19 protein-coding genes are annotated in these 17,299 nt (G+C 69.3%); 11 read left to right on the top strand and 8 right to left on the bottom strand.

The genetic code is table 11. From position 1 onward, the window contains the following. The first annotated feature begins 119 nt into the window (after positions 1-119). Positions 120-1,610, top strand: coding sequence for a glycerol kinase GlpK (gene glpK / locus HNQ61_RS04860; protein WP_170037800.1), 1,491 nt, complete (start codon positions 120-122; stop codon positions 1,608-1,610). Positions 1,611-1,708: 98 nt separating this feature from the next. Here the strand turns inward: glpK and HNQ61_RS04865 are convergent, their stop codons facing one another. The 5 genes from HNQ61_RS04865 to HNQ61_RS04885 form a co-directional block, all read right to left on the bottom strand. After that, positions 1,709-2,104, bottom strand: coding sequence for a hypothetical protein (locus HNQ61_RS04865; RefSeq protein WP_170037799.1), 396 nt, complete (start codon positions 2,102-2,104; stop codon positions 1,709-1,711). A 217-nt stretch (positions 2,105-2,321) separates the two neighbouring features. Further along, complete coding sequence (locus HNQ61_RS04870; protein ID WP_170037797.1) at positions 2,322-3,476, bottom strand: Lrp/AsnC family transcriptional regulator; 1,155 nt, start codon at positions 3,474-3,476, stop codon at positions 2,322-2,324. A 161-nt stretch (positions 3,477-3,637) separates the two neighbouring features. Next, entirely contained in the window at positions 3,638-4,489 is an 852-nt protein-coding gene (locus HNQ61_RS04875) for an acyltransferase (protein ID WP_183685523.1), read from the bottom strand. 110 nt (positions 4,490-4,599) lie between these two features. Next, positions 4,600-5,058 carry a GNAT family N-acetyltransferase gene (locus tag HNQ61_RS04880; RefSeq protein WP_170037795.1) on the bottom strand — a complete coding sequence of 153 codons (459 nt, stop codon included), beginning with the start codon at positions 5,056-5,058 and terminating at the stop codon, positions 4,600-4,602. Further along, complete coding sequence (locus tag HNQ61_RS04885; RefSeq protein ID WP_170037793.1) at positions 5,055-5,783, bottom strand: phosphatase PAP2 family protein; 729 nt, start codon at positions 5,781-5,783, stop codon at positions 5,055-5,057. Before HNQ61_RS04885 ends, HNQ61_RS04880 begins: the two co-directional genes overlap by 4 nt. Before the next feature lie 383 nt (positions 5,784-6,166). Between HNQ61_RS04885 and HNQ61_RS04890 the strand changes: the two genes are divergently transcribed. Together HNQ61_RS04890 and HNQ61_RS04895 are read left to right on the top strand one after the other, a co-directional pair. Beyond that, on the top strand, positions 6,167-6,721 hold the full coding sequence (locus HNQ61_RS04890; protein ID WP_170037791.1) for a hypothetical protein: 555 nt from the start codon (positions 6,167-6,169) through the stop codon (positions 6,719-6,721). Between the two features lie 31 nt (positions 6,722-6,752). After that, positions 6,753-7,274: a DUF1232 domain-containing protein gene (locus HNQ61_RS04895; protein WP_170037789.1), complete on the top strand. Its 522-nt coding sequence runs from the start codon at positions 6,753-6,755 to the stop codon at positions 7,272-7,274. A 535-nt stretch (positions 7,275-7,809) separates the two neighbouring features. Here HNQ61_RS04895 and HNQ61_RS04900 read toward each other — a convergent pair. Then, entirely contained in the window at positions 7,810-9,087 is a 1,278-nt protein-coding gene (locus HNQ61_RS04900; protein ID WP_170037787.1) for a radical SAM protein, read from the bottom strand. Positions 9,088-9,266: 179 nt separating this feature from the next. Here HNQ61_RS04900 and HNQ61_RS04905 point away from each other — a divergent pair, with 179 nt between their 5' ends. The 8 genes from HNQ61_RS04905 to HNQ61_RS04940 all read left to right on the top strand — a co-directional run bounded on the left by HNQ61_RS04905 (position 9,267) and on the right by HNQ61_RS04940 (position 14,461). Then, entirely contained in the window at positions 9,267-10,145 is an 879-nt protein-coding gene (locus HNQ61_RS04905) for an aldo/keto reductase (protein ID WP_170037785.1), read from the top strand. A 62-nt stretch (positions 10,146-10,207) separates the two neighbouring features. Further along, entirely contained in the window at positions 10,208-10,660 is a 453-nt protein-coding gene (locus HNQ61_RS04910; RefSeq protein WP_170037783.1) for an OsmC family protein, read from the top strand. Between the two features lie 14 nt (positions 10,661-10,674). After that, positions 10,675-11,316 (top strand): SRPBCC family protein, encoded by a 642-nt coding sequence (locus tag HNQ61_RS04915; protein WP_170037781.1) that lies wholly within the window; start codon positions 10,675-10,677, stop codon positions 11,314-11,316. Positions 11,317-11,388: 72 nt separating this feature from the next. Next, a complete protein-coding gene (locus HNQ61_RS04920; protein WP_170037779.1) occupies positions 11,389-11,856 on the top strand; it encodes a DUF1801 domain-containing protein in 468 nt (155 codons plus the stop codon). 168 nt (positions 11,857-12,024) lie between these two features. Continuing rightward, on the top strand, positions 12,025-12,378 hold the full coding sequence (locus tag HNQ61_RS04925; RefSeq protein ID WP_170037777.1) for a DUF4377 domain-containing protein: 354 nt from the start codon (positions 12,025-12,027) through the stop codon (positions 12,376-12,378). Between the two features lie 211 nt (positions 12,379-12,589). After that, positions 12,590-12,976, top strand: coding sequence for a hypothetical protein (locus HNQ61_RS04930; protein ID WP_170037775.1), 387 nt, complete (start codon positions 12,590-12,592; stop codon positions 12,974-12,976). Positions 12,977-13,025: 49 nt separating this feature from the next. Then, positions 13,026-13,916 carry a carboxypeptidase-like regulatory domain-containing protein gene (locus HNQ61_RS04935; RefSeq protein WP_170037773.1) on the top strand — a complete coding sequence of 297 codons (891 nt, stop codon included), beginning with the start codon at positions 13,026-13,028 and terminating at the stop codon, positions 13,914-13,916. 149 nt (positions 13,917-14,065) lie between these two features. After that, positions 14,066-14,461 (top strand): hypothetical protein, encoded by a 396-nt coding sequence (locus HNQ61_RS04940; protein ID WP_221239652.1) that lies wholly within the window; start codon positions 14,066-14,068, stop codon positions 14,459-14,461. A gap of 339 nt (positions 14,462-14,800) precedes the next feature. On the opposite strand, the gene HNQ61_RS04945 is transcribed toward HNQ61_RS04940, so the two are convergent. Next, the gene (locus HNQ61_RS04945; RefSeq protein ID WP_170037770.1) at positions 14,801-15,550 is read right to left on the bottom strand and encodes an amino acid ABC transporter ATP-binding protein; all 750 of its coding nucleotides are present in this window, start codon (positions 15,548-15,550) and stop codon (positions 14,801-14,803) included. Next, on the bottom strand, positions 15,547-16,980 hold the full coding sequence (locus HNQ61_RS04950) for an ABC transporter permease subunit (protein ID WP_170037769.1): 1,434 nt from the start codon (positions 16,978-16,980) through the stop codon (positions 15,547-15,549). Before HNQ61_RS04950 ends, HNQ61_RS04945 begins: the two co-directional genes overlap by 4 nt. Positions 16,981-17,299: the final 319 nt, after the last annotated feature.

Genomic DNA, 17,299 nt, shown 5'->3' on the forward strand with positions numbered 1-17,299 from the left:
CCGCCGTGTCCTCCGCGCGGGGGCTGTTTTCGATGGATGGGAGCGCACGTCTGGCGGATCGTGTAGCGCGCAGTTAGCGTGCGCGCTCCGACGATTCCCGCCACCCGCGACCGTGTCCCATGATCCTCTCCATCGACCAGGGTACCACCGGCACCACCTGCCTCGTGCTGGACCGGGAGGGCCGGGTGCAGGGGCGCGCGTACAGCGAGTTTACGCAGCACTTTCCGCGGCCGGGGTGGGTGGAGCACGACGCGCGCGAGATCTGGACGGTGACGAAGCGCGTGGCGCACGTGGCCGCGGCGCACTCCGGCGCGGGTCTGGAGGGGATCACCGGCATCGGCATCACCAACCAGCGCGAGACCATCGTCGTCTGGGACCGCGAGACGGGCGAGCCCATCCACAACGCGCTGGTCTGGCAGGACGGGCGCACGGCGGAGGCCTGCCGCGCGCTGCGGGATGCCGGGCACCAGGACGCCGTCCGCGCCCGCACCGGGCTGGTCATCGACCCGTACTTCAGCGGCACCAAGCTGTCGTGGCTGCTGGACCACGTGCCCGGCGCGCGCCGTCGCGCCGAGGCGGGCGAGCTGGCGGCGGGGACGATCGACAGCTGGCTGGTCTGGAACCTTACAGGCGGCCGGCTGCACCTGACCGACCCCACCAACGCCTCGCGCACGCTGCTGTACGGGCTGGAATCCGGCGCGTGGGATGCGGAGATGCTGTCGCTGTTCGGCGTGCCCGCGGCGGTGCTCCCCGAGATCCGCGCCAGCTCCGAGGTCTACGGAACGACGGACGGGGACGCGTTCGGAATCGAACTTCCCGTGGCGGGAATCGCGGGGGATCAGCAGTCCGCGCTGTACGGCCATGGATGCTGCACGGCGGGGGAGGGAAAGAACACGTACGGAACGGGTGCCTTTCTGCTCGTGCACACGGGCGACCGGCCCGTCCCTTCGCGCCACGGGCTGCTCACCACGGCGGCGTGCGGGCCGCGCGGGGAGCGGGCGTTCGCGCTGGAGGGCTCCATCTTCATCGCCGGGGCGGCGGTGCAGTGGCTGCGTGACGGCTTGGGGATCGTGGACGACGCCGCGCAGACGGGCGAACTGGCGGCCTCGCTGGCCAGCAACGACGGCGTCTTTTTCGTCCCCGCCTTCACCGGGCTGGGCGCGCCCCACTGGGAGCCCGAGGCGCGCGGCACGCTGCTGGGGCTGACGCGCGGCACCACGCGGGCGCATCTGGTGCGCGCCGCGCTGGAGGCGATGGCGTTCTCCACCCGCGATGTGGTGCAGGCGATGGAAGCCGATGCGGGCGTAACACTTCCCGCGCTGCGCGTGGACGGCGGCGCGGCGGCCAACGACTGGATGATGCAGTTTCAGGCGGACGTGCTGGGCATTCCCGTCCGCCGTCCGGCGATGGTGGAGATGACGGCCCGTGGCGCGGCCGGGCTGGCGGGGCTGGCGACGGGCTTCTGGCCGTCCCCCGAAGCGTTCCAGGAGGCCCGGCCCGCGGAGTCGGAGTTCGTCCCCGCGGCCGACGAGGGCGGGCGCGCGGCGCTGCTGGCCGGCTGGCGGCGCGCGCTGGCCGCCGCCCGCGCGTGGGCCGGGTATTCCGAATGACGGTGCATGTGCGTGGCAACATGCACATCACATCGCTGGCGGAAAAAGAAAAGGGGGGACGGGCAATCGCCCGTCCCCCCTTTTCGCCTTTCATCCGCTCAGGCCTTTTTCTTTTCCAGCGCGCGGGCGTACCGGCGAAAGCCGTCCACCACGTCGTCTGCGGCGGCAAAGATGTTTCCCACCGCGACCTCGGAGTCGCGCGGCAGCGCGAGTTCCAGGATCTGGATGGCGCGCTGCACGGCCTTGGCGCGTGCGTGCGTGGCCGTCTGCTGCGCGGCGACCCTCCGCTTGCGCACCTTGGGTGCAACCGCGCCCTGCAGCGTTTCGCGCCCCGCATCCGTCACCACCACGTGCCCGTTGTGTTCGGTGATGCAGTCGCGCGACTTGAGCGCGCGGATGATGCGGCCGTCCAGGTCGGCGGATGAAACCGGCCCGCTCTGGCGGGTCAGGTAGCGAAGGAGATCGACTTGTTTTTCATTCAGAGGCTGTGACATGGACATCAAGATTGTGCTTCGCGGCACGCCGCCGCAAGGGTTTCTGCACAAGTTTCTGTAACTCGGGATGAAAATAATCCAAATAGATCTATTTGCCGACACGGACGCGACAAATTGTATCGATCGAGATAGTCATCGCAAACAGTTTTCCAGGGAGAAGCCTGTCTGTTCCGCGGCCCCCGGCGAGCGCGGGGCCGCGGAACAGACGGACGGATGCTCACTCCGCGTGCATGGCGGCCGGGTCCACGCCCTCGCGCGCGCACCATTCCAGGTACGCGGACGGCAGGATCTCCGACGGCTTGATTTCGCTGCGGCCGCCCCAGAACACGTTGGTGTAGTCCACGTCGATCCCGGCTTCGCGCAGGTGCTCGTCGATGGCGGCCTTGTGGGCCAGCACCAGTTCCTTTTCCGTCCCGTGCGCCACGCCCATGATGTTCACGCCGGCGAACTCCGGCCCGCCCTCGCGCCAGTACGCATGGGTCATGATGTAGTGGCGGCCCACCTCGCGGCCGGCTTCCATCTCGCGCCCTACCGGAACCCGCCAGTGGAAGAGCGCGTTGTAGCGCGTCACCCGCGTGCCCGCCGCGGACGGCTTGACGTGCTCCAGAAAGGTGCTGAAGCGGCCCACGACCCCGCGCTCGTTCAGCCCGCGCGCCACGGCCAGGAACTCCTCCAGCGGCACGCCCGCCTCGGCCGCGCGCGCCTCCCACGGGTGATCCACGATCTCCTCGAGGCCGAACTCGCGCTTCAGCGGCCCCAGCACCTGCCACTCCAGGTCGCTGAGCTCCACCACGGCCGTGTTCTGCACGCGGCCCAGTTCCTCGCTGCGGGCGCCAGGCTCCATGCCGCGGCGCCGCACGTGGCCCACGCCCAGGGTGAAGACGGCGTTGGCGGGCATGAGCCGGAACGAGTGCGCGCCCACCTTGTCGCGCAGGTACTCCGCGTGCTTGCGCAGCGAAAAGCCCTGCGGAACCTTGAGCGTGGTCCACAGCCGGTACTTGCTCCCCGGCGTCTCGGCGTCGGTGGAGCGGATCACCACGTGGCCGGAAAAGGGATCCTGCTGAAACATGTAGTTGAAGGCCGAATCCAGCTGTTCCGCATCCACCTGCCACGCCACCAGCGCCCCCGGAGCCAGGTTGGTGGCCAGCATGGTCTGCCGCACGCGGCGAATGACGCCCGCGGCCAGCATGGCGCGAATGCGCTCCAGCACCGTGGGCAGGTCCACGCCGGAAAGCCGGCTGATTTCCGCGAACGGTTCGGCCTGAAAGCCGGTGATGCGGTCTTCGGAAACTTCAAGAATGCGCGCGTTGACGGGATCGGTGGTCTCAACCGGCACCGTTCCCGCCTCCGCCGCACGAAAGGCTTCACTCATCGGCTGCTCGCTTCTGACAGAAACACGCGGCGCGGAGCGCACCGCCCGATGGGGACGATACGGCTCCGCGCCGCCCGTGAACAGAGGGAATTTCCTTACCTGCCATCAGCCGGGAATGCGGCGGCCTCGCGACGCGCCATCCCCGGCTCCGTGCCGCGCGGTCAGCCCTCGCCCGCGACGCCGCCGGCCGGCGCCTCCGGCTCGTCGCCGCGGCGCAGGGTGAGCTTGTACGCCTCGGGGGGCGCGTTGGGCTTTACGCGCACGGACTTGGCGGGAATGCCCACGTTGACGTGGTACGGGCGCACGTCCTTGGTGGCCACGGCCATCGCGCCCACCATGGCGTCCTTGCCCACGTGCGTCCCCGCCAGCACGGTGGCGTGATAGGTGATGCGCACCCCGTCGTCGATCACCGTCTTGAGGTTGGACACATCCACCTGGTCCACGATGCTGTGCGTGTGGCTGTAGATGTTGGCGAAGTCGCTGATGCTGACGCCGTTGCCCAGCTCGATGCCGCCGCGGTCGTCCAGCAGCACGTTGCGGTGCACCACCACGTCGTCGCCCACTTCCATGTTGTAGCCGTAGCTGAACTCCACGAAGTGAAAGCACTTGAAGTTGCGGCCCACGCGCTTGAACAGGAACGGCGCCAGCGTGCGGCGGAAAAGGACGCCCAGGTGCACGTTGCCGCCCAGCGGGCTGCGGTCGAACATCTGCCACATCCACAGCAGCGGCTTGCGGGCGTAGAACTGCTCCTGGTCCACCTCGGCGTAGTATTCCGGCTCCAGCGTCACGTTGCGCGCGTCCATCTGCGCCAGCGCGGCACGGGCGGAAAGCGGGAGGGTGGACGGGTCCACATCCGCCAGGTGCGGGTAGAAGATCCCCGTCAGCGTGCGGCGGCACAGTTCCCACCGGTCGTCGCCGCGCTCGAGCGCGGTGCGAATCTCATCCAGCCACTCCTGGTACAGGGTCGTGGCCTCGGCCGCGGGGTCCAACTTTCTGAGAGGATAGCGGGGCATGGAGCCTCGACCGTCGGTGTTCGTCGTGAATCCGCCGCGGGGCGCGGTCGGGAGTGGCCTGCAAGATACACTTCCGGACAAGTAACGTAAACAGGGGAGGCGGGTCCGCGTCAGCGCAGAAAGCGCGTCCAGCGGCGGCGCGGGAGCGGCTCAAAGCCGTGGCGCTGGTACAGCCGCTCCGCATCCGTGTGCGACGACTCCACTTCCAGCTCCAGGGCCAGGCATCCCGCCTCGCGTGCCTGGTCGACGGTCGCAGTCAGCAGCGCGCGTCCCACGCCGGCGTTGCGCAGTTCGGGGCGCACGTACAGGTCGTCCAGCCACGCCACGGCCCCGCCGCGCTCCACCTTCCAGGTAAAGGAGACGGAGGACACGCCCACGACCGAGCCGTCGTGCTCCGCGCAGAGAATGAAGCCGCGGTCCGGCACACGCAGCACGCCATCGACCGCGAACTCCAGGTCGGCGCGGGCGATGGGGATGTCGTGCTCGCGAAGCTGCGCCTCCAGCAGGTCGGAAACGACGTCCAGGTCCGCGGGGATGGCGGGGCGGATGGCGAACGGATCGTGGCTCATGGAATCCGGATCGGTAGATGGACGGCGATGGCGGAAGGGGTGAGGGCGACCGTGGCCCGGCCCGCGCCGCGCCGGTGCAGCAGGCGCACGGTGCCGCGGCCGGCCGCCGCGCCCACCAGCGCCCCGGCGACGGCGTCGCTGGTCCAGTGCTTGTCATCGTACACGCGGCTCCACCCCACTACAGCGGCGGCGGTGTAGGCGGGGACGGTCACCCACGGCCGCCGCGCCTCTTCCGACACGGCGGACGCGAGGGAAAACGCGACGACGGCGTGGCCGGAGGGAAACGACTGCCGGTTGTTGCCGCTGCTGAGAGCGTGGAATCGGAACGGATCGTCCGTGCGGCTGGGCCGCGTGCGCCCGGTGCCGAACTTGAGAAGTCCGTTCGCCACGCCGCCCGCCGCCAGCCCCGCGCCCACGTGCACGGCCGCGTCCGCCAGAGGACGATTTCCCGCCACGCGCGCCACACCCCACGTGGCTCCGAGCAGCGCCGCGCTCCACTGCGGCCGCCCGCCATAGTTGGCGATGTCCGACACCCCTTTCCACCGCTCTCCGCCTCCGTCCGGAATCCCGCTCGCCACCGTGCGGTCCAGCAGCAGCGCGCCGCCGATCAGCGCGGCGCCAGCGACCGTTTCCCGCCGCGAGGGCCACACGTCCTGCGCGGCCGCGGGGCGGGGCAGGGCGGCGGCGAGGGCCAGCAGCGGGGCGATGTGGCGGAGCAGGCGCATGGACCGGTAGGGCGGGACGGAAATCGCGAGCCCCGAAGCTACCCGCCGGGCCGGGGAACGGCAACGACGGTAGGGGAAGTGCGTGAGTGCTGGGTGCGTTAGTGCGTGAGTGCGAGGGCATGGGTTGCTGCTTTCTACCCGGGTATCGATCGGCGGTGAGCCTGGACGTGCTCGTGAGCCGCCGCACGCGCGGATTCACATCCCTCGCACTCACGCACCCCGCACTCAGCACTCACGCACTCTCACCCTTCCCCTTTCCCGTCGCGCGGATCAGATTGCGAAACCACCGCGCCCAACGGCGCGTACGGCCCCCGGTTCGCGGCGCTGGTCGATCACGGCCCGCCGCCCGGTTCACCTGGAAGGCCATCCATCCCATGTCCGTGATGCACGACGTACTTCGCGACCGCGTGATGCGCCACCTGGAAGCCCTCCCCGAAGAGCAGCTGTACCAGGTGCTGGACTACATCGAATTCCTGTCCAGCAAGTACAACCGCTCGGTGCGCACGCCCAACGGGATTCAGCGCTTCGGCGAACTGCTGGAAGACAAGATGCGCCAGCAGGGGATCGCCTTCGGCACCATCCGCGGCGCGCTGGGCGTGGTGGGAACGGCCGGGCGCGTGGTGTCGGGGATTACCGACGCGGGGCGCTCCGTAATCAACGAGGTGGGGAGCGTGGTGTCCGGGGCGTCTGCTCCCGATACGCCGCCGTCCGCTTCCACGCAGGCCGCGCAGGTGCCGCCGGCCAGCGACGGCGGGCTGTTTGGCACGGCCGGACGGCTGTTCTCCGGGCTCACTGAGGCCGGGCGCACGGTGCTGGGCGAAGTGGGTGGCGTGGTTCTTCCTAACGGAGCGCGCGACGAGCAGAACGGCGCTCCTCCGGCCGCGCCACCCGCGCGCAGGCCGGACGGGGATCCGCAGAGCGGGCCGCCCGCGCCGTAGGCGGTCCACAACCAGCACCCGAGGGTTCAGCGTGAGCTACAGCGACGACGATCAGCCCCGCCGCGGCACTGCCGGCGGCGACGACGATCTGGTGGGTCCCCGCCGCGGCGGCAGGGCGCGCGGGCGCTTTGAGATGGACGACAACCAGGTGGAAGAGCGCCCCCGGCGCGGAGCCCGCGGGCGCGGCGCGCCGGCCCCGACGCTTCCCGCCATCGTGCGCGACATCCCCAACTTCATCCGGCTCATCGGCGGCATCGCGATCGACAAGCGGGTGAACGCGGCCGACAAGGCGATCGTGCTGGCGGCCGTGGCGTACTTCTTTTCGCCCGTGGACCTGATCCCCGAGGCGATCCTGCCGGTCATCGGCAGCGTGGAAGACGTGTACTTCCTGATGCTTGCGCTGGCCCGCCTGGTGCACAACACGGACGCTGACGTGCTGCTGGACCACTGGCACGGCGATCCGGACAGCCTGGAGCAGGCGCTGACCTCGCTGGACAACGTGAGCGCAATGATCCCCGGCCCGCTGCGGATGCTGCTGGGCAGCGGCCGCTGAGCCACCGTGACCCGTCCTGAGAACGCCGCCCGGCCCGCGCCGGGCGGCGTTCTCTCGTCCGGGCACTTCGGACGCCCCGCTCTGGTGCGCCGTCCGCCTCGCGGCCCCTCCCCGTGCAAACAGCCGCACGGAGAGGGGAGAAGGACAACTCATCTCGTTTCGGATGGTGTGGCGCGGCGGCGGGCACCCCTCTCCCCCCGGCCCCCTCTCCCGCAAGCGGGAGAGGGGGAGACCTCAGCGCGGGGGCAGACGGCGATGTGGATCGGCGTGCTTCGGCCCCGGCGGTTGAAACCGCGCCTCCCAAAAGGCGGAACCAGCCTCCGCGGACCGGCTGCCACACCGTCTACTGCCCCAAACGCTGTTGAAGCCCCGAACCGGACGCGCCAGCGGCCGGTGCGGGGGTTCCCGCTGTTTGAGCGGCGGATTCATTCGCTCTCGCGGGGGAGGGTGGGCGAGTAGTACGAGCCCGGGTAGGGGCCGCCGTGAAGTTGGCCGCAGACAGGATATCCTCCTCCATCGACCGGCCCGACTCTGCTTACCGGAACGTGCCCGGGCTGACGCTGTAGGTGCGCTGGGGCGTACCCGCGTCCTCCGCCGGGCCCCACAAGCCCAGCTGCTCCGTCCAGCGCACGCTCTGGAACGCCCTGCCGTTCAGCGTCAGAAACCCCGACGCCCGCGTGGTCGCCACGCCCATCTTGCGCAGGTCCGCCAATCCGCTGATCACGGTTGCGCCGCGCTCGTTCACGATCCGCCGCGCGGACCCGGGTCCGATCCCCGGAACGCGCAGCAGTTCCTCATACGACGCCGTCTTGATCTCCACCGGAAAGCGCTCCGGGTGCGCGAGAGCCCACGTGGTCTTGGGATCGTTGCCCAGCGGCAGGTTTCCCGTTTCGTCGTACACCACCTCGTCGGCGCCAAAGCCATACTGGCGCAGCAGGTAGTCCGCCTGGTACAGCCGGTTCTCACGCAGAATCGGCGTTTCCGCGGTGTGCTCCATCGGCGTGTCGCGGATGGGGCGGAAGGCGCTGAAGTGCGCATGGTGGATTCCGCCGCGCGAGTACAGGTCCGTCACGCGCCCCAGCAGCGCCTGGTCGCTGTCCGGCGTGGCGCCCACGACGAACTGCATCGTCATTCCCGACGCGCCGCCCGGGTGCAGCGGGTCGCCGATCTTGCCGTCGCGCCGCTCCGCGCGTTCGCGGTTCACGTTGCGCCGCGCCTGCTCCAGGCTCGCGAGCGACGTGTCCAGGTTTTTTTCCGGCGCGATCTGCGCCAGCGATGATCCGCAGGGCGCCTCCAGGTTCAGCGAGATGCGGCTGGCTAGCGCGGTCAAACGCTCGATCTGTGCGGGCTGCCCGCCGGGTACCATCTTCACGTGCACGTATCCCGTGAACCGGTGCTTCTCGCGCAGCAGTTCCAGCACCTGGATCAGGTCATCCATCACTTTTACCGGCCGGCCGGGAATGCCGGTGGTGATGAACAGCCCGCTGCACCACCCGCGGTGGTACGCCTCCAGAAAGATGCGGACGAGTTCCGGCGGCTTCAGCAGCGTACGCGGCATGTCGCGGTCGCGGCGCATGGGGCAGTAGTGGCAGTTGAAGCTGCACGCGTTGGTCATCAGAATGCGCATGAGCGACACGCTGCCTTTGCCCGGCACGCGCAGATCGCGGATGTTGAGCGGGCGCAGCGCGCCGGAATCGTTGGCGTGGCGAAGCCGCGGCGGCAGGGTCGTGGTGCTCCCCGGCGCGCCGTCCCGGTCGTCCCCGGCCAGCCCGATCAGCAGTTCCAGCTTCTGGTCCAGCGTCATCGCATCCATGGCACCCCTCCGGCTTCGACGTTAGATTATACCCGAATAAAAGCCGAAGTGGTGCCCGGCGCAAGGGTTTTCTCATCCACCCCGCGCTCGGCGTGGAACGAGGCTCGCGGAGGGGTTGACGAGGTCGCCAGATTGCGGCGGCGATGCTCTTCATCCACCGCAGAACGAGAGTGTTGTAGATGGCGGAAAACAAGCTGGACGCGGCGGCGAGCGGCACCTTTCGCATTGGCGGAGACCTGGAAGTGAACCGGCTCGGCTTTGGCGCCATGCGGATTACCGGAAAGGGAATCTGGGGCCCGCCGCAGGACCGCGAGGAGTGCATCCGCGTGCTGCGGCGCACGGTGGAAGTGGGGATCAACCTGATCGATACGGCCGATTCGTACGGCCCGTTCGTGAGCGAGGAGCTGATCGCCGAGGCGCTGCATCCGTATCCCCGCGGCTTGGTGATCGCCACCAAGGGCGGGCTGGAGCGTCCCGGGCCGGACCAGTGGACGCCCAACGGCCATCCCAAACACCTCCGCGCCACCTGCGAAGCCAGCCTCAAGCGGCTCAAGGTGGACGTGATCGACCTGTGGCAGCTGCACCGCATCGACCCGGAAATCCCGGCGGAAGACCAGATCGGCACCCTGGCCGACCTGCGCCGCGAGGGCAAGATCCGTCACGTGGGGCTGTCGGAGGTGACGGTGGAGGAGATCGAGGCGGCGCGCCGCGAGGTACCCATCGTGACGGTGCAGAACCGGTACAACGTGGCGGATCGCGAGTGGGAGTCCGTGCTGGACTACTGCGAAAAGGAGTCGATCGGCTTCATCCCCTGGTTTCCGCTGGGGGTCGGCAAGCTGGCGGAAAGCGGTGGGCCGCTGGCTGACGCGGCGCGGCGGCTGGAAACGACGCCCAGTGCCGTGGCCCTCGCGTGGCTGCTGCGCCGCTCGCCGGTGATGCTGCCCATTCCGGGAACGAGCAAGGTGAAGCATCTTGATGAGAACGTGGCCGCTTCCGCGCTGCGGCTGACCGACGAAGAGTTTCAGGCCATCGCCGACGCATCCGCGCCGGACGCCTGATTCCGCACGACCCCGGGCGGGCGCCGCGTGCGCCCGCCCGCCCCACTGCACCAGGAGATTCCGTGGCCGAAAACAAGGACGTCGTCATCCACGCCGGGCGTGAGCACTACCGGGCCGAGGTGCTGGCCGGGGGCAAGCGCGTGGTGGTGGATGAACCGCTGGAGGTGGGCGGTAAGGACGCGGGCCCCACGCCGTACGACCTGCTGCTCGGCTCCATCGGCGCGTGTACGGCCATGACGCTGCGCATGTACGCTGACCGCAAAGGATGGCCGCTGGAGTCCGTGGTCGTGCGGCTGCGGCAGGCGCGCAAGTACGACGCGGACTGTGCGGAGTGCGTGTCCGCACCCGTGGGCGTGCACCAGGTGGAGCGCGAACTGGAGCTGGAGGGCGACCTTACGGACGAGCAGCGCGCGCGCCTGACCGAACTGGCCGACCGCTGCCCCATCAAGCAGACGCTGGAGCGCGGGCTGCACGTGATCGCCGCGCCCGAGCCGGCGGACGCGGCGGTGTCCTGAACCGGGAGGATGGAATGAGCGAACCCGGAACCCGGGCCGCGGGCGTCGATCCGCTGGACGGATTGGCGGCCGATGACGCGATCCGTGCGGCCACGGGGCGCGGCTGGGCGGAATGGGCCGAGTGGCTGAACGCCGCAGGCGCCGCGGAACTGCCGCACGGAAAGATCGTCACGCTGCTGGGCGGCGCGGGCGCCGTGGAGAGCGGCTGGTGGCGGCAGATGGTTGCTACCGGCTACGAGCGCCTCATCGGCCGGCGGGCGCTGGGCGAGGTGGCGGGCGGCGGCTTTCAGATCGGGGTGCGGCGGACGCTGCGGCTTGCGCCGGACGAGGCGTGGCGGCGCGTGCTCTCTCCCGAGGGCGTCGCGGGATGGCTGGGTGAGCCGGAGGAGCCGATCGCGTGGGAGCCGGGCTCGGCGTTCCGTCTGCGCGATGGCGCCATCGCCGAGGTGCGCGTCCATAAACCGGGCTCGCACTTCCGGCTGCAGCTGCGCGAGCCGGGGGCAGACAAGGCGTCCGTCATCCAGGTGCGCGTGAACGCGGCGGCAACGGGCTCCGTCATCAGCTTTCACCAGGAGCAGCTGCCATCCGCCGAGTCGCGCGAGGAGCGCAGGGTGCACTTCGCATCCGCGCTGGACGTACTCGCCGACCTCGGCTGAATCGGCATCGGCCGAATCCGCCCTGATCGACCCTTTATCCACCGATCCTATCCCCGAATCCCGGATCCCGTCATGCAGAGCACCGCGGAAACCGTCGAGGAGTACCTGGCCAGTCTGCCGGAGGAGCGGCGCGCCGTGGTGTCGGCGGTGCGCGACGAGATCGTCCGCAACCTGCCGGACGGCTATCAGGAGACGATGGCGTGGGGGATGATTTCGTACGAGGTCCCGCTCAGCCGTTTTTCCCCGACGTACAACGGGCGGCCGCTGGGGTATGCCGCGCTCGCCGCGCAGAAGAACGCGTATTCGCTCTATCTGCTGGGCGTGTATGGAGATGCGGCGCAGGAAGCCGTTCTGCGCGATGGGTTCAGCGCGGCGGGAAAGAAGCTGGACATGGGCAAGTCATGCGTTCGCTTCAAGAAGCTGGACGACCTGCCGATGGAAACCATCGGTCGACTCATCGCGTCCACCCCGCCGGAGCGGACGATCGAGCTTCACGAGGCGGCGCACGGGGCGAGGAAGCGGTCGGCCGCGAAGCGCTGATTTGCGCCCGGCCGTCTGATTTCGACAGGGACCGACACACCCAACCCGCCAGGCGGCTCCCGTCCGAGAGCGGGAGGTTCATACGTTGTGTCCGCGATCCACTCCGGGCCACGCGGTGATTCCGATCCGCCGGTCCCGTTCCCGCCATCACCGCTGCTGATCATCGACATGAAAACCGCGCTCCGTTCTCTCCTTGCGCTCCTGGCGTTCTGCGTCACTCTGGGCGCCTGTTCGTCGCCGTTCGAATCGACGGACGTGGACATCGTCACCCTCGAGATCGATTCGCAGCTGGTGCCCTGCATGGCCATGATCCCCACCACGTGCATGCGGGTTCGCGAAGATCCGTCGGACAGCTGGGGCCTGTTCTACCGGGAAATCGAAGGATTCACCTACGAGCCCGGGTTCATCTACAAGGTCCAGGTGGAAGTGCGCGAGATCAAGAATCCGCCTGCGGACGGCTCCTCGGCCGCGTACCGGCTTCTTCGCCTGATCGAGAAGCGGCCCGTCGCCGCAAGTCTGTAGTACATCTGTTGATCGGTCATCCGGCACCGGGCGCTTCCATGCTCCCGGTGCCGTGTCGTTGAAAGCCGGCCCATCTCTCCGGGCATCGAGCCCCTCCGCCGCACTCATCTCGTTTGACGCCAGCCACGCTCATGACGCGCTATCCGATCGCGCTTCGTTCGTCCCCGATCTTCCCTGCGTGTTGGCGGCCGGGGCATGCCGGAGTACGCCTGTGAACGAGCCGCGGCTGGCGGATTACGTGTTGAAGTACCACGGCAATCTGATGTCGGAGCACGAGCGGTCCGTGAACCGGCACCTGACCACGCTCTTCAAGCAGGGCACCGGCGACCTGCCCGCGCCCGGGACAGCGATGGAGACGAACCACATCCACTCGCTGCAACGCCACTGGCTTTCTGACGACCCGCGGGTGATCGCGGACGCGCAGGCCGGGTGGCACGCGGCACGGCAGCGGATCGCTGAGCGCATCGTGCGCGATCATCCGGACGAGGTGTACCTGAACCGCTGCCCCGCGTGCGGCGCGCTCACCGCCAGCCCCACCGCGCGCATCTGCCTCGTCTGCCCGCACACCTGGTTCCACGTTCCGCGCGGCGTCAGATGACGCGACACCGGTCCGTTTCACGCCGCCGCTGACTCTCCCGAATCCCGACATGCGCCGAACCGTGCTCCTGTCCGCCGCGCTTCTGACCGCATGCGCCCGCCCGGCCGCCGATCCCGCACCCGCGCCATCCATCGCGTCCGTGCCACGCACCATCCGCGGTCCCAAGACGGCCACCGTCACGGATACCGTCGCCGTTCCCGTCGTCGTTTCCTCCATCAAGTCGGGCGAGCGGGATCCTGAGCTGGCCACGCTGGTGGGCCGGATTACCGACGCGGAAACGGGAGAGGCCGTGCGGGCCAGCATAATAACGGACAACGAATATGAATTCGGCGACGAGGGTGGCGAATACCGGATGGAGTACGTAGTTCCCGGCGTATCGGAAGTCACCGTCGAGATGGCGGGATACCGTCCCCAGGTGCGCACCGTGACACTTGCCGCCGGCCGTGTGGATACGTTGAATGTCGCCCTGCGCCGTGCCGCGCCCGTGCGCCTCACCCTCACCGGCACGTGGCAGGTGCGGTTCAAGATCAGGGAGCCGGGCGCCCGGCGCTCGCCGCCGGCGCAGCGCTTCGTGGAGGGGACGCTCACTTTCAACGACACGCTGAATCTGGTGGATCCAGAGCGTCCGCCTGAGCGGGACCGGTACGTCTGGACGACCGAAGGGCTGTCGGAGATCGACTTTACCCCGTTCTTCGGCTCGCGGGTCGCGTCGGACGTTTCGACCACGGTTTTCGGATCGAGAGGCGGGACTTTCGAGCGTGAGGTGGTCGGCACCGTCATGGACGGGGACAGCGTGGAGATCGGCCTGATTCCGCGGATCTCGCACGGCGGCGTATCGCTCTCGGGGCGGGCGCGAGGCGACAGCATCGTGGGGCAGTGGGTGCAGCGCGCCTACTGCTGCGGCGCGCATGGGGATTTTGTCCTTCGCCGCGTGCGCTGACCATCCATCCGGTGGCGTGATCCGGGACTTCACGCGCTCCGTTTCGGCGGACGACCATCGCTTTGTCCAGGCGGTGGGGCATCCCGGGCCGGCGGAGCCGAATCCGCCGATCGAGCGGATTCACCTTCTGCACCTGACGGGAATTGATGATGCGAGAGTCTCGCACCCTGACCGTGGCGATCGACTGCCCGGCCGCGGAGGTGTACGCGTTCGTGGCGGATGGCGCCAACCTACCGCGCTGGGCGGCGGGGCTGGGCACCGGCGCGCGCCCGGTGGAGGGCGGATGGGAAGTGCCCACGGAGGCGGGAACCGCGTTCCTGCGCTACGCGGATGAGAATGTGTTCGGCGTGCTGGACCACACCGTCCGCCTTCCGCAGGGCGGGGAAGTGTACGTGCCGATGCGCGTGATCGCGGACAGGGAGACGAGCCTGGTGCTCTTTACCGTCTTTCGCGAGGCGGGAATGACGGACGCGCAGTTCGCGGCGGACGTGCAGGCCGTGGCGCACGATCTGGATACCCTCGCCGCGCTGCTGCGGCGCGTCTAGTCCGGCACCTCGAGCGTCATTTCCGTGGATCCTGAAACGCCGAAAGCCCCTTTGCAGGGGCTTTCGGACGAGGGCTTGCGGACCGAAGAAGGCGATGCGCTATGAAACTGTAAAAAGCTCTCAAAGCAACCTCCTCAGGCATAGGGAATAGTCCGAAACTACACCATAGCACGTACTGCACAACCGCGATTAAACCATACACCAGCATTGGTTTGGCCCAACCGCGCACCGACAGCCACGTCCGCTCTGGCGCCCTTCGCAGGCTGGCTCAAGCCAACCGTTTGTTCTCTGTACTTCAGCGATACAGCAGTGTTCCGCTGAGACCGCGACGGTAGGCGTCTAGTCCGGCGCGGAGCCGCGCAGCAACTCGCGCGTGGCGGGATGTGCGGGCCGCGTGAGGATCTCCGCCGCGGCGCCGCTTTCCACCATCACCCCTTCCGACAGAACCGCGACGCGATGCGCGTGCTCCCGCGCGAAGTCCGTGTCGTGCGTAAAAATGAGCAGGCCGCGCCCCTGCGCGGCCAGGGCGCTCAGCGCGTCTCCCAGCGCACCGCGGCGGGCCGGGTCCAGCGCGGAGGTGGGCTCGTCCATCAGCAGCAGCGCGGGGTCCGGCGCCAGGGCCCGCGCAATGGCCACCCGCTGCGCCTCGCCCCCGGAAAGCTGCCGGGGATACGCCCCCGCGCGGCCCGCAACGCCAAGCATCCCCAGCAGTTCCATCGCCACCGCCTCCGCGCGCGCCGGCGCCCAGCGCAGCGCGTGCAGGGGCGCCAGCGTCACGTTCTGCAGCGCCGTCAGGTGCTCAAACAGCGAGTGCGCCTGAAACACCATCCCCACGCGGCCGCGCAGTTCCCGCAGCGAACGTTCGCGCGGCACGGGGCCGGGGCGCAGCGCAAAGCCACCCGCCTGCACCGATCCCGCATCGAACGCCTGAAGCGCCGCCACGCACCGCAGCACGGTGGATTTTCCCGCGCCGGACACGCCCATCAGCGCCACGATCTCCCCCGGCGCCACCGTCAGGTCGACCCCTCGCAGCACCTGCCGCGCGCCGTGCGCCACGTGCAGTCCGTGGATGGAAAGGACAGGGTTCATACCGCGCTCCAGCGCCGTTCCAGCATGCGCGCCGCGCGCGAAAGGGGGAGCGAAAAGGCCAGGTAGATGAGCGAACAGACGATTCCGGGCACCACCCAGCTTCCCGCGTTGGTGGCGTAGATGGCGGTCTGCTTGGTCAGTTCCACCACGGTGATGACGGACACCAGCGACGAATCCTTGAGCAGCGCCACGAAGTCGTTGGTCATGGGCGCCAGGGCCAGGCGAAGCGCCTGCGGGCCGCGAATCAGCCGCAGAATCTGCCCTTCGGACAGTCCAAGTGTGCGCGCGGCCTCCAGTTGCGTGCGCGGAACGGCCTGCAGCGCCGCGCGGTAGATTTCCGATTCGTACGCGGCGTAGTTCAGCCCCAGCCCCAGCACCGCCGCGGCGAACGCCGGCAGCCGCACCACGCCCGAAAGCCCGTAATACAGCACGAAGAGCTGCAGCAGCACGGGCGTCCCGCGCACCACTTCCACGTACACGGCCAGCGCGCCGCGCACCACCGGGTGCCCGTACACGCGCCCGGCCGCCACCGCGATCCCCAGCGCGACCGCCAGTGCCATCGCGAGGCAGGAAAGGAGAAGCGTGATCCCCGCCGCGCGCGCCAGCGCCGGGAGGTACGCGCCCAGCCCGCGGTTCCGCGCCGGTGCCTCCGCCTGCCGCGCGGCGTGCGCCGGAGCCGGCGTCCCCTCCGCGGCCAGAACGCGTTCGAAGTACGCGGCTTGCGCATCGCTCCACACGCCCCAGGCGCGAAACGTCCGCTCCAGCGAGCCGTCCGCCATCCGTGCGCGCAGGATGTCGTCAACCGAGTCACGCAGCACCGCGTGGGAACTCGCCATCACCCCCACATAGTGCCCCGCCGCCACGGACTGCGGCTGGATGACGAACCCGCCGGTGCGCCGCAGCGAGCGCGCCGCGATCACGTCGTCCAGAAGCACCGCATCCACGCGCCCCGCAACCAGATCCGTGTACGGATGCACGTCGTCATCGTACGAGACGGGGACCAGGCCGGTGCGCGCCTGCTCCGCGAGCAGGAGGTCGTACGCCATCGTGCCTCCCAGCGTGGCCACGCGGCGGCCGGCCAGGTCGGCAAGGGTGCGGAAGCGGCCGCGGTCCGCGGGGCGCACGGCGAGGACCTCCTGGAACTCGAAGTACGGAATTGTAAGCGCGTGCCGCGTGCGCAGTTCCGGCCGGTCCTCCACGCCGGAAAGGCCGATCTCGTAATCCCCCCGCTCGGCGGACTGGGCGAGGGAGGCCCACGCTACCTGGACGAAGACCGGCTCGCGCCCCAACCCGCGCGCGATCATCTCCGCGATTTCCACGTCAAAGCCGCGCACGCGCGTGGGGTCGGCCGCGTCCGCCTCCACGAAGGGCGCACCGCCCTCCGCGTCGCCTCCCCAGCGGAACGGCGGGCGCGTCTGTGCTTCGGTCACGGTTGCACCGGCGATGGCGCAAAGTGCGGAAATCGCGAACAGCGGAATCAGCCGGGCGGGACGGCGGGGGAGCGGGAGGCGCAATCTCAAACGGGCGGGATGGAGGAGGCGGCGGATCCGGCGGGCGGGAGAAGCTACGTCCCGCGCGGGAATCACTCAAGTCGCGGGTGCCGGTTCCAACGTGGCGGGTAGGGAAAGTCTCTTTCCCGCACGAGCCCGCGTGGGGTACGCCGCGCCGCGATCTGGAGGTTGCTGCGGCATCCGATTCGCAGAGGCGGCGGCAACTCTCCCCACAGTCATGAAATCCGACCGCAACCAT

It is taken from the genome of Longimicrobium terrae (assembly GCF_014202995.1).
Classification (GTDB): Bacteria; Gemmatimonadota; Gemmatimonadetes; order Longimicrobiales; family Longimicrobiaceae; genus Longimicrobium; species Longimicrobium terrae.